This is a genomic window from Bacillus sp. C1 (assembly GCF_054570475.1).
Window position 1 is genome coordinate 664,790 of the sequence record NZ_JBTMZT010000002.1, and the last position, 12,293, is coordinate 677,082.

A 12,293-nucleotide genomic window follows, 5' to 3' on the forward strand; every position below is an offset into this window, starting at 1 on the left:
ATATTGACTCAAATCCACTAGGTGAGATGACATTTTAAACTTAAGAAAGTATTGTTACGGCTAAAAAGCAATAAACTTACGAAATTAAACAAACACGTAGGTTTTAAAGATATGATTAGTTAGGAATTACTTTAAATCTAAAGCACTTGATTGTCTATGATAGGCAACAAGTGCTTTTTTTTATTGATCGGTATGCTTTAGCTTCATAAATAGTTGGTAAGTTGGAAGAAATAACGGCATTAGTGAATAAGTTGCCGAGTAGTATGAAGAATGGCTTGGAGAAGGTTAAAAATATTGAGATCCCGGGTTTATTCCGTGAACCTTTGTTAGCTGGCATTGGGAATGGAGGAGGCGGAGGATTAGACGCTCTGAAAGATGCTTATCAGTATGTGACAGGGATAAATCAAAGGGTTAAACATAATCTAAATCGTAATAAAATGGAAGAGGAAACTAAAGAAATCTATGAAAAAGCTATGAGGAATGCTGCTGGAAATCTACCTGATTATAATAAAAAGCCGATAATGCCAAGGCAGTATAAGCGGAAGGTTTATAATGAAGATGGAACAAGTACATATACATTTGTTTCAAAAAGAAACGGAAAAGAATATGACGTGAAGTATGATAAAGAAGGTTTTCCTCTATTCAACTCTAAGGAAGAAATGCTTTTAGATAAATCGTTTTATTTAGAACCAGATAAAGTACAATTTCGAGAGTTATCGTTAAGGCTATATGAAAAGATACAAAGAGATCAAGATTTGGCATTGAAATTTACTCCAAGTGAAATAGAGTATTTAAAAAGAGGGAAAGTACCCAAAACATTGACTTGGCATCACCATCAAGATCCAGGAAGAATGCAAATTGTTGATTTCTTTGAACATGATGCAGCACCACATACAGGTGGGAGAGCAATCTGGGGTGGTGGCGTTCCAGGAAGGAAAGGTCATTTAGTAAAACAGATTTTGGAGGGAATTGTGACATGGAAAAAGTAAATTGGCTATTTACAGAAGAATTAATTGATGAAAAAATAATATCTAAGGTAGAGAAATTTTTTGGAGTAATCTTTCCACAAGATTATAAGGAATGTGTAATGAAGTATAATGGTGGATGTCCGGAACCAGATAACTTTAATTTTGAAAATGGTGGAGAAGGTGTAATAAATAATCTATTAAGTTTCACAAGTCAAGATATGAATATAGAGATGTTTTACGATCCAATACAGCCTGAGATAGAGGGGATTGTTCCTTTTGCAAGAGATCCTTTTGGAAATCTAATATGTTTTGACTATCGTGCGGATAAACTATCACCGACAATTGTATTTTGGGATCATGAGGAACAAGGAGAAGCAGCTATAGAGATAATTTGTAATACATTTTCAGAGCTATTAGATGGATTATATGATGAGTGAAAACCTATTTATAAAAAGTGAAGGAGAAATAAATATGAACTTTGAATATACGTTTCCTCCAACAGACCAGAGAGAAATTGAAAACTTAGAGGAGAAATATAATATTAAGTTGCCAGATGAGTATAGACAATTTTTATTATTGAATAATGGGGGGAAAGCGGAGAAAAGAAGATTTGTTACAAATGATGACGGGAAAGAAGGTACTATCGAGTCTTCTATTGTACTGTTTTTCCCTTTAACTACTGAAACGAATCTTAATTTAGAAGAAATGTTTAACAAATATAACTTAGGGAAAGTAGTTCCTTCTCATTTTTTCCCAATTGGTTATAGCATAGGTGAAAGTTTAGTTTGTTTATTGCTCGAAGGAGAGGGGAAAGGTAATCTTTACTATTGCGATATGGATTATTTTGAACAAGATAATGAATTATTAGATGAAGATATAAAATTTATTGCAAAAGATTTTACAACATTTATAAAAGAACTTAAAGCACCACCGAAAAGTTAATGTGTTATATGATGGGAATGTTGTATTAAAAAAGGATAAAAAAATATTGTGAAAATGAGCGGGAAATGTATAATTATATTTGAAAAATATATCTATAAAAAATAATATAAAAAGAGTACATCAACAAATAAAACTGTTGATGTACTCTTTTTATGGATCTGAGAACCAAATCGATAGCTTATAAGGCAATATATTTCCAATGATTAAGAAAAATCATATTTGAATTTATAGCTCATCTTAGTAGGTAGACACATGATATTGGATACAGTGGCTTTATAAGAGGGATAACCACACTTATTTAATACTTGATTTATATTCATTTACCAGAATGACAAAGCTCATGATGCTAAAGTTAAAGATGCAAAGGCATCTAAAACAAGTGAACGAAACAGAACGGATTTTTGATGGGGGGGAGTAAGAGCACTTATTTGGTGTCCTATTATTATTCTATTAATACAAAAAATGTCTTTAACTATTAAAAAAAGACATCCATAATTTTTCTACGTGATTGAAATGTATTATAAAATTTAAGTGAGGGCAATTAAATGGAGTGGTGATTGTAATCATGAATGAGAAGAATAATGATAGAATAAGAGTGATAGAGATATTAAGTAGATCTCAATACAATGATAAGATTATAGATGAGTTAGATCTTACTTTTTCAGACTTGTCAGAGGTAATGGGAAAGCGTATTATGGCAAAACGAGTTATGTTAAGGGCTTCCACATTAATGGGAGCAGCGTTTCGTGATTGTGATTTTGAGCTGGCTGACTTTAGAAGTTGATTTTGAATCGTATGTAAACTTGGCAAATAAGTTTTAATGTATTATTTGTCACAACATGTAAAGGGTGTCACACTGTCACTATAAAACTTGCAAACTGAAAGCACTTGATTGTCTATGAAAGGCAACGAGTGCTTTTTTGTTTTAGCATGAAAAGTGAAACGAGCGTTATTTTCCAGCCTCCAACCGAAGAAACATGAAATGGATAGTCGCATCTCTAATATTTACAACAGTGTGAACGATGTAATTTCACTGAGTATGCCGAAAAGCCAGTTCGATGAAAAACTGGTTGCAGCCAGCAAAGAACTAGAGGATACGATTCAAAAAGTACAGCAATTTGAAAGCAAAAAAGAAAAAAGCAAGGCGGAAGAAATTCTCGATGCCCTAAACAAACAAGTTCAAATCGCAGGAAAGATGGGCAGTTTATCTTATACTGATCCGGGGCTGCAAGCTTTCTTTGCGCAAGATGCGTTGGCAAAAGGCATTTATGAAATGGATACACAACTCACGAAGGCGGAAAAAGAAGCAAAACTACAAGCTGAAAAAGAAATGAAGAAAAAACAAGAAGAATGGGCGAACAATCATCCATTGGAAGCTTGGCTTCAAAACTTTTCCGATCGTGCCGGTGAGAAATGGGATGTATTGAGAAAAGGTACAAAATGGGTAGGGGACAACATACCTTTCCTGAAAGACCTTTCTGATAAAGCCTTGGTGTTAGAAGGTTTTATAGGCGCGGCGGGTTCGGCGATTAGTGGGATTGCGATAGGTGCGACGAAATTAGGTCATCTAGCCTTAGAGCTTGGTGAGTGGGGCTTTAATTCGATGCGCGGCGTAGAAACAGAACAATGGAAACTGGACGATATAAATGGAGCTGGTAATACGCTAAAAAATCTCGGACAAGCCATCATCAGCTGGAAAGATTATCCTAAGTATGGTAAGGCACTACTTCATTCCCTAAAAGGTTATGTAGAAAAAGCCCTGACCGATCCTTATGCCCTTGGCGGCGCGATATTTGATATTGGCAGTTGTTTTGTCGGCGTCGGTGAAGTAACCGCCGCAGTGAAAGGATTAGCTGCATCTGGAAAACTCGCAGAGGGTGCAAAAGTCTTTCAGGTAGCCGCGAAAAAAGGTAAAATAGTTGGTAAGTTGGAAGAAATAACGGCATTAGTGAATAAGTTGCCGAGTAGTATGAAGAATGTCTTGGAGAAGATTAAAAATATTGAGATTCCGGGTTTATTCCGTGAACCTTTGTTAGCTGGCATTGGGAATGGAGGAGGCGGAGGATTAGACGCTCTGAAAGATGCTTATCAGTTGATGAAGGAGACTGGGGAGAAGGTTTTTGGTAAGGATACTAAAAAGGCTAAAGGATTAAGAAAACAGTATGTAGGAAGGACACCTGGAAAGAAATCACGAACTAGACGTGAAGTAATAGAAAGAATGAAGAATGAAAATCCACCAAGAATTAGGACAACACGTAGTGGTATAACAGAATTTAAGGCAAGTGATGGAGAGTGGTATGAGTTAAGTCAAGCAGATATGGCTCATAGAACGGATGCTGTCTCGTGGTGGAATAGTGTTGGTAGACATTATGGAGCAAAGTCCAAGGAAGTTAGAAAATGGATGTTAGACTCCGATAATTATGAATTGGATCATTATAGTTTGAATAGATCAGCAGGTGCAAAATTAGGTGAGAGATACTTGCCACCAACTAAAAAATAATTGGAGGTAAAGAATATTGGAACTTGATGATAAAGTATACGATCAAATTGTACAATTGTGTGAAGAAGGAGATATTCTATTTGAAGAAGAACAATTTGATAAGGCGATAGAGAAGTATTTAGTAGCTCTAGATATGGTGCCAGCACCGAAGAATGACTGGGAAGCAAGTACTTGGTTATATACAGCATTAGGGGACACTTATTTTTTTAATGATGATTATGAAATGGCAAAAAGTAATTTTTATAATGCGTTAAACTGTCCAGACGGTATTTCAAATCCATTGATTTTATTGAGACTTGGGGAGAGCTTGTTCGAATGTGGAGAATTTGATAAAGCTAAGGAATACTTATTAAAGGCATACATGTTAGAAGGTTACAAGATGTTCTTTGAAGAAGATGATAAATATTTTGAATTAATTAAAGACATTATTTAAGGAGGAGAAATATGGCCATATTACAATCACCTATAAAAGAAAAATTTGAAAGTCTCGTTAATAAGAGTAATGATGAATTTGATAAGGGTAACCATAATGAGTCTATTACATTATTAGAAGAGGCTTGGAGTGTATTACCTGACCCGAAAGGTATTTATAGTGAAAGTTATCATCTAGTGAAGGATATTATTGATACTTGTTTTATAATAAATGATTTTAAAAAAGCAAAAGAATGGTCAGATAAAATATTTTTAACCGGATTTATGCGTATAGATACAGGTGAAAGGGAATTTATTTCAGGAAAAGTTGCTTTTGAATTGGGTGATTTAGAGACAGCAAAAGAGTTTTTTAGCATTGCTAATAAAAAATCAGAAGGAAGATGTTTTGAAGATAAAGATGCTAAGTATCTTAAAGTCTTTAAAAGTTAAAAGTTTAGGTTGGATGGTAGGTAGTTTAATATTTTGCACATGATGAAGATGATAAGAAAATATCTATTCAGTATTAAGGAAATTGGAGAAAATATTCTACTAAATATGAATGTTCAACAATCCTACTCAATCTATATATTATGTTATTAATCCGAGTAATACAAGTGAAGCGTTGTCAATGTTAAAGAAATATTTAGAGTATGAATGGTATGAAACACATAAAAGTGAACATGTTACATACAGCGGTTACTGGAGTTTTGAAATCGGAGTAATTGCAAAGAGTTTAAAATTAGATGATTCAATTCTGAAAGAGACTCCATATTACCCTTATGACATGTTACATTACCAAGAAAAATAATTGTAAGAATCCATAGTAGAAGATTTATTTATGTACTGCACCCCAATTGTTAGACATGAAGTGAACCCCAAAAGTTAGACACATATTTTAAGCAACTAATGAGGAATGCGTTCTGTATTGTACAGGGCTCATTCCTTTTTGTTTTGATTCGATCATGATTATAGTAGTGAATGTATTTTTCTAATTCTAATTTAAAGTGTTCCATGCTTTCGAACTCTTGTAAGTAGAGTAATTCATACTTTAATAAGCCAAAGAAATTTTCGATGACTGCGTTAGCTAAACAATTCCCTTTAAGAGACATACTTTGTGTAATTTCTTTTTCTTTCAAGACATTTTGGTATTGCTTCATTTGATAGTGCCACCCCTGCCGCAATGTTCCGATGTTTTTAAAATGGAGCAAGGTGATAGATGGTGTAGCAGGAGGAATTAATGTGGCAGCAAATAAGTTATTCGGTAAAGTCCTAGATAATTCCTTAGCCTACGCTTACGCTGATGATGCCGCTAATGGGGACAAAACAGTTCTTCGCGGAACGGATTTGAGAGGTTCAGTGAAAGCGACTTTTGAAAAAAAGGAAATAGTTTACAAAAACTTGTTCAAGAAGGTCAAGAATTATTAAGAAAGCATGGGATAGAGACGATAATTGGTGACGAAAATCTTGTTTGGGCACCAAATAGAATCGCTGGACAGCACGGTATAGAACGTCTTCAACATATTGTTGATAAGTTGAAAGAAGTAGATGCTATGGGTGGAACTCGAACTCGTAAAAGAATGGTTAAAATACTTAAGCTACTAGGTGAAGAAGCAGCAACAATGAAATAAAGATACTTTAGGAGGATTCTATGAATAAGGAAAAAGCAATAGAAATTTATGATTTAATTGACGATGGTGATATAGAACAAGCGAAAGAGATAATTATTACTGATAAAAGTTTGCTTGATTTTGTAACACCATTTGGAACGTGGCTACATGTTTCGGCTAGAGCTGGTGAACTGGATATGATAAAATTTCTTGTTGAATCTGGTATGGATATTAACCTTAATGAAGGTGTACCAAAGTCAGCGCCTATTGCACATGCAGCTAGTGAAGGTGAAATTGGTATTGTAGAGTACTTATTTGATAATGGTGCAATATTAGATGTTAGTGACCCAAATAGAAATCCTCTATTCTCAGCGATTTATGGTGGGCACCTTGATATTGTAAAGTATCTTGTTCAGAATGGTATTGATATTACTGTTAAGTATACAGGGGATACTATGAAAGATATGGGAGCTTATGAATTTGCTATTGAAAGAGGGCAAACAGAAATTGCTGAATATTTAAAGCGGAAGATGGATGAAAAAGAATAGGCTGTTAAAAAGTACATACTCCATGATGGTTGTACCATCATAAAGTATTACGTGCAATGATAGAACAGAAAACGAGGTACGAGCTTAGGCGAGATGACATTTTACTATGCGACGAATATAAAGACATGGAATGGATATGAAACTAAAGAACTCGTAAACTTGTAAGTTTTAACGTAATAGTTGTCACGACATACAAAAGGCGTCATACTGTTACTACAAAACTTACAAATTTAATGCTACTTAAAAATAGATGAACTTAAAGCACTTGATTGTCAACTAAAGACAACAAGTGCTTTTTTGCGTTTTATGATAGAAAAAGGGATAGTCGGATCTCTAATATTTACAACAGTGTGAACGATGTGATTTCACTGCGTATGCCGAAAAGCCAGTTCGATGAAAAACTGGTTGCAGCCAGCAAAGAACTAGAGGATACGATTCAAAAAGTACAGCAATTTGAAAGCAAAAAAGAAAAAAGCAAGGCGGAAGACATTCTCGATGCCCTAACCCAACAAGTTCAAATTGCAGGGAAGATGGGTAGTTTATCTTATACTGATCCGGGGCTGCAAGCTTTCTTTGCGCAAGATGCGTTGGCAAAAGGCATTCATGAAATGGATACACAACTCACGAAGGCAGAAAAAGAAGCGAAACTGCAAGCTGAAAAAGAAATGAAGAAAAAGCAAGAGGAATGGGCGAACAACCATCCATTGGAGGCTTGGCTTCAAAACTTTTCCGATCGTGCCGGTGAGAAATGGGATGTATTGAGGAAAGGTACAAAATGGGTAGGGGACAACATTCCTTTCCTGAAAGACCTTTCTGATAAAGCCTTGGTGTTAGAAGGTTTTATAGGCGCGGCAGGTTCCGCGATTAGTGGGATTGCGATAGGTGCGACGAAATTAGGTTTCCTACTTGCAGAGCTTGGTGAGTGGGGTTATAACTCGATGCGCGGCGTAGAAACAGAACAATGGAAACTGGATGATATAAATGGAGCGGGTAATACACTAAAAAATCTTGGACAAGCCATTATCAGCTGGCAAGATTATCCTAAGTATGGTAAGGCACTACTTCATTCCGTAAAAGGTTATGTGGAAAAAGCATTGACTGATCCTTATGCTCTTGGCGGCGCAATATTTGATATTGGTAGTTGTTTTGTCGGCGTCGGTGAAGTAACCGCCGCAGTGAAAGGAACAGCTGCATTCGGAAAATTCGCAGAGGGTGCAAAAGTCTTTCAAGTAGCCGCGAAAAGCGGTAAAATAGGTAGTAAGTTGGAAGAAATAACGGCATTAGTGAATAAGTTGCCGAGTAGTATGAAGAATGGCTTGGAGAAGGTTAAAAATATTGAGATCCCGGGTTTATTCCGTGAACCTTTGTTAGCTGGCATTGGGAATGGAGGGGGCGGAGGATTAGACGCTCTGAAAGATGCTGCTCATCAGTTTATGAAGGAGACTGGGGAGAAGGTTTTTGGTAAGGATACGGGTAAGAATAATATAAGTGATGTTGATATAGATATTAATAATTTTAAATTTGGTAAATATTTAAAAAAACATATTGGTGAACCTCCTAAAGAAATGAAAGATCCTCATGCACATCACATTCTTTTTAAGAAAGGTCGTGGAAAAGCTCAACAAGAGCTTGTTAAGGAAGGACAAGAAATTTTAAAAGAATTTGACATCGATCCAATTTTAGGACTTGAAAATTTGACTTGGGCACCAAATAGAGTTAAAGGACAACATGGTACTGAGGCACTTCAAAAAGTTGTAGATGATATTAAAGCAGTAAAAAATAATGGCGGTGATCGAGATGATATGATTGCAATACTTGAAGAATTAGGTAACATAGCCGCCAAAAGGAGATAGTGATAATATGGAAAATATCCAACTAGCTAAAGAAATTCGTACAGCTATTAAGCAAAATAATGTTGAGGGTGTAGTTGAGTTAATTGGTTCAGATATGGAGCTCTTGAATATATCGATGAGACCGTTTGGAACTTTTCTTCATGTTGCAGCCACACATGGAAAGCTTGAAATAGTCAAGCGACTTATAGAATTAGGTGCTGACATAAATAAGCGCGGTGGTGTATATGGTGGTGGGGCACTTAACCAAGCGGCTTCAAAAGGCCAGTTTGAAATTGTCAGGTATCTATTGACTAGTGGAGCTGAAATGGATGTGAGTGAACCGGAAAGGAATCCTTTGTTTGGTGCTATTCAGGGTGGATATATAGATATTGTAAAACTTCTGATTGAAAATGGAATTGACAGTCGCGTTAAGTACACGGGAGAATATATGAAAAATATGGATGCGTTAGCATTTGCACATGAACAAGGGCAAATAGAAATAGCGAATTTATTAGATTCTACTAAAAAAGAGGTATATAAAGATACTGGGGAAAATGCAAAAACTGATATTTTAGATTATATAACAGAACAATTTGGTCCCATTAATGATACAATCAGTGAAATCATACCTGGTAGTAAAGTATCAATTGATATTCAAATTATATTGCCATCAAAAGAACGTGATTTTATAACTCTTGTGACTACTGGGATGAGTGATTTTGCAATGGATGATTCAGAAGACAGTAAGGGATTTAAGTATGCTGAATTAGTATTAAAGTTGCCTGCAAATTGGCCAATAAGCAAAACAGAATTGATGAACAAAGATAATTATTGGCCTTTGAAGTGGTTGAGAATGGCTGCTCACATACCTCACAAATATGATGGATGGTTAGAGAAAGGGGTCATTCTCCCAAATGGAGAACCTCCAATGCCATTTGCTTCTAATACAGAATTATCATGTATTTTAATCGATAAATCTAAAGAGGTAAGAAGTTTTATAGATTCAGAAAATAGAATAATTAATTTTTATACTTTAATACCCATTTATACAGAAGAAAGAATAAGTGCTTTACAAAAAGGACATGAATATTTAATGGGAAAATTTGATGAATTTGGTGTTTTAGATGTACTTGATATAAAAAGAGAAAACATTGGTTTAAAGGAATAAGACTAGAGATGTTACTTTTACTTGTTATAACATGTTTGATATGAAAGGTTATTATGCCAGTATCCATTGACCATGGGTACTGGTTTTTTTAACAGATATACAAAATTTTAACATTGAGTATATGATTTTGAATGAAATAGAAAATTTAAAAGGATTAGCTGATAACTTGTTGAATTTAGGGGCAGAAGTGAAGACATTTGATAGTGATGAATACGATGAAGGGATTTTTGATTATCAAGAGATTTCTTACAGGTGACCCATCTGTTGCCATGAAAAATCCATATGTACATCATATTTTATTTAAGAAAGGCCTTGGTCAGAAGCAACAAGAACTGGTTCGAGAAGGTCAAGGAATATTAAGAAGGAATGGGGTAGACCCAATAATTGGTGAAGAAAACCTTGTTTGGGCACCAAATGCCGTAGTAGGACAACATAGTCTTGATGCTTTGGAGATTGTTGTAAAGCGGTTAAGGGATGTTGAAGCTGAGGGCGGTGACCTTGACGATATTGTTGACGCTCTTAAAGAATTAGGTGGATTAGCTAGTAGAACATAATTGAATTTAAGGAGGATATGTTTTGGGTAAAAAAAGTGTAAACAAAGCAATAAGAAATGCAATTAAAATTGGTGATATTAATGAAGTGAAACAATTAATAGGTAATGATAAAGAAATTTTGAACACAATGACTACATTTGGAACATGGTTACATGTAGCTGCCAAGAAAGGACACCTTGAAATGGTTGAGTATCTAATTAATAAAGGTATAGATATTGAAGCTAGAGGTGGTACATTTGATGCTTCTGCATTAAATTTGGCAGCAGGAGAGGGGCATTTGGAGATAGTAAAGTATTTAATTGAGACTGGCGCAGAATTAGATGTGAGCTTAGCAAAAAGAAATCCATTATTTGGTGCGATTTATGGTGGACATAAAGAAGTAGCTGAGTATCTAGTTGAAAAAGGAATAGATATTGCAATTAGATACACTGGAGAAAATATTAAGAATATGAATGCTTATGAATATGCTAGAGAATTTGGACAAACAGAAATCGCTGAACATGTAAAGCAGAAGATGGATGAAAAAGAATAGGCTGTTAAAAAGTACATACTTCATGATGGTTGTACCATCATAGAGTATTATGTGCAATGATAGGATAGAAAACGAAGTACAAGCTTAGGCGAGATGATATTTTATTGGGCGATGAATATAAACACATGTACTGTATATTGAGGTACGGCAACATCGTCATCAAGCTAAGAAAAACAAATGCCCCTAAATACGCAAAGTAATGCTGGCGCTTTGTCTAAGAATAAAAAAATTGTAGATGTTTTTATACCCTTTTGATATAATTTCTTTACATTAGTTTATAATGAAATAACGATTTATTAGGTAGGTAATAGAGTTATATGAAAGATATTAAGGTAACAAAAACACATGAACAATTAACAATTGAATGGCAAACTGCAGAAATTAACATTCTGTTTGAGGACATTGTTGAGATTATTGAAGATAATGACTATGTTCCTAATAATAAAAAGTTAGTAAAGATAGGAACACAAAGTGATGAATCAGATTGTATATTAATTAGAACTACAACTTTTGATTATGCATTATTTACAATGAATAAAATTTCATTTTTAAATAAAATTAGTTTGTGAACTACTCACCTGATATACTAATGCTTAAAGAATGAACAAAAAAGAGCGGTTTCCGCTTTTTTTTTGCTATTAGTTATGTTATTTTTTTATAAATTTTTAACGAATACAGTTGTGATTTGATACTTGTACCTATAACTTAATGAAACCAGTTAAAAGTATCTAGAAATATATGTATTTTATTAATACTTTTTGAAATGAATCATTTGTATAGAAAAATATATATATATATAATAGGTGGAATTATAGAATTTTTATTTTTTACATGTATTATTGCTTGCTTTCGTAATAATATCAGATAATTCACTTTGCTCCATCATACGAATAATTAACTTATCTAGGTCTTGACTAAGTTTTAGTACCTTAGGGTGACAAAAACCATAGTGTTTAACAAGTTCAATTAATTCTTCTTTTCTTTTTTCAATTAAATAATGTAACTTCCTCATCTCCATATTCTCGTGTAAACCCCTCTATTCCCATAATATTACTTAGAAGATTATAGTATAATTTCTTGAATAAGGAAACAGTATATTTAAACATATTATAACATTTTTATGAAATTTTAAAGGAAATAGGATTCTAGTGCAACTATATGAAGAACATGGATGATAGTAGAGTGCTAACGAGATCGTATTCTATCATATCTTTCGAGAGGACTCCCACCT

13 protein-coding genes and 4 pseudogenes are annotated in these 12,293 nt (G+C 34.3%); 15 read left to right on the forward strand and 2 right to left on the reverse strand.

Annotated features, from left to right (window positions below; genetic code table 11):
• Positions 1-221 precede the first annotated feature (221 nt).
• The 8 genes and pseudogenes from ACX5JI_RS09820 (at position 222) to ACX5JI_RS09855 (ending at position 5,629) form a co-directional block, all read left to right on the forward strand.
• The gene (locus ACX5JI_RS09820; RefSeq protein ID WP_459500871.1) at positions 222-989 is read left to right on the forward strand and encodes an HNH endonuclease; all 768 of its coding nucleotides are present in this window, start codon (positions 222-224) and stop codon (positions 987-989) included.
• On the forward strand, positions 977-1,405 hold the full coding sequence (locus ACX5JI_RS09825; protein WP_459500872.1) for an SMI1/KNR4 family protein: 429 nt from the start codon (positions 977-979) through the stop codon (positions 1,403-1,405). The genes ACX5JI_RS09820 and ACX5JI_RS09825 overlap by 13 nt, the downstream gene beginning before the upstream one ends.
• 34 nt (positions 1,406-1,439) lie before the next feature.
• Entirely contained in the window at positions 1,440-1,910 is a 471-nt protein-coding gene (locus ACX5JI_RS09830) for an SMI1/KNR4 family protein (protein WP_459500873.1), read from the forward strand.
• A gap of 565 nt (positions 1,911-2,475) precedes the next feature.
• Positions 2,476-2,691, forward strand: a pseudogene (locus ACX5JI_RS09835) (pentapeptide repeat-containing protein); the annotation flags it as partial.
• 174 nt (positions 2,692-2,865) lie between these two features.
• Positions 2,866-4,410 (forward strand): annotated as a pseudogene (locus tag ACX5JI_RS09840) (hypothetical protein); the annotation flags it as partial.
• Positions 4,411-4,426: 16 nt separating this feature from the next.
• Entirely contained in the window at positions 4,427-4,843 is a 417-nt protein-coding gene (locus tag ACX5JI_RS09845) for a tetratricopeptide repeat protein (RefSeq protein ID WP_459500874.1), read from the forward strand.
• Between the two features lie 11 nt (positions 4,844-4,854).
• Positions 4,855-5,271: a hypothetical protein gene (locus tag ACX5JI_RS09850; protein ID WP_459500875.1), complete on the forward strand. Its 417-nt coding sequence runs from the start codon at positions 4,855-4,857 to the stop codon at positions 5,269-5,271.
• Between the two features lie 178 nt (positions 5,272-5,449).
• On the forward strand, positions 5,450-5,629 hold the full coding sequence (locus ACX5JI_RS09855) for a PoNe immunity protein domain-containing protein (RefSeq protein WP_505307671.1): 180 nt from the start codon (positions 5,450-5,452) through the stop codon (positions 5,627-5,629).
• A gap of 87 nt (positions 5,630-5,716) precedes the next feature.
• On the opposite strand, the pseudogene ACX5JI_RS09860 reads toward ACX5JI_RS09855, so the two are convergent.
• Positions 5,717-5,996, reverse strand: a pseudogene (locus ACX5JI_RS09860) (transposase); the annotation flags it as partial.
• Positions 5,997-6,060: 64 nt separating this feature from the next.
• Between ACX5JI_RS09860 and ACX5JI_RS09865 the strand changes: the two are divergent.
• From ACX5JI_RS09865 to ACX5JI_RS09895, 7 genes and pseudogenes are all read left to right on the forward strand, one after another.
• Complete coding sequence (locus tag ACX5JI_RS09865; protein ID WP_459500877.1) at positions 6,061-6,246, forward strand: hypothetical protein; 186 nt, start codon at positions 6,061-6,063, stop codon at positions 6,244-6,246.
• 223 nt (positions 6,247-6,469) lie between these two features.
• On the forward strand, positions 6,470-6,976 hold the full coding sequence (locus tag ACX5JI_RS09870) for an ankyrin repeat domain-containing protein (RefSeq protein ID WP_459500878.1): 507 nt from the start codon (positions 6,470-6,472) through the stop codon (positions 6,974-6,976).
• Between the two features lie 320 nt (positions 6,977-7,296).
• Positions 7,297-8,460: pseudogene (locus ACX5JI_RS09875) on the forward strand (hypothetical protein); the annotation flags it as partial.
• Between the two features lie 376 nt (positions 8,461-8,836).
• A complete protein-coding gene (locus tag ACX5JI_RS09880; RefSeq protein WP_459500879.1) occupies positions 8,837-9,976 on the forward strand; it encodes a suppressor of fused domain protein in 1,140 nt (379 codons plus the stop codon).
• 215 nt (positions 9,977-10,191) lie between these two features.
• On the forward strand, positions 10,192-10,530 hold the full coding sequence (locus tag ACX5JI_RS09885; RefSeq protein WP_459500880.1) for a hypothetical protein: 339 nt from the start codon (positions 10,192-10,194) through the stop codon (positions 10,528-10,530).
• 22 nt (positions 10,531-10,552) lie between these two features.
• Positions 10,553-11,062, forward strand: a complete 510-nt coding sequence (locus tag ACX5JI_RS09890) for an ankyrin repeat domain-containing protein (protein WP_459500881.1) — start codon at positions 10,553-10,555, stop codon at positions 11,060-11,062.
• A gap of 317 nt (positions 11,063-11,379) precedes the next feature.
• Positions 11,380-11,631 carry a SunI/YnzG family protein gene (locus ACX5JI_RS09895; protein WP_459500882.1) on the forward strand — a complete coding sequence of 84 codons (252 nt, stop codon included), beginning with the start codon at positions 11,380-11,382 and terminating at the stop codon, positions 11,629-11,631.
• A 251-nt stretch (positions 11,632-11,882) separates the two neighbouring features.
• Here the strand turns inward: ACX5JI_RS09895 and ACX5JI_RS09900 are convergent, their stop codons facing one another.
• Positions 11,883-12,074 (reverse strand): aspartyl-phosphate phosphatase Spo0E family protein, encoded by a 192-nt coding sequence (locus tag ACX5JI_RS09900; RefSeq protein ID WP_459500883.1) that lies wholly within the window; start codon positions 12,072-12,074, stop codon positions 11,883-11,885.
• Positions 12,075-12,293: the final 219 nt, after the last annotated feature.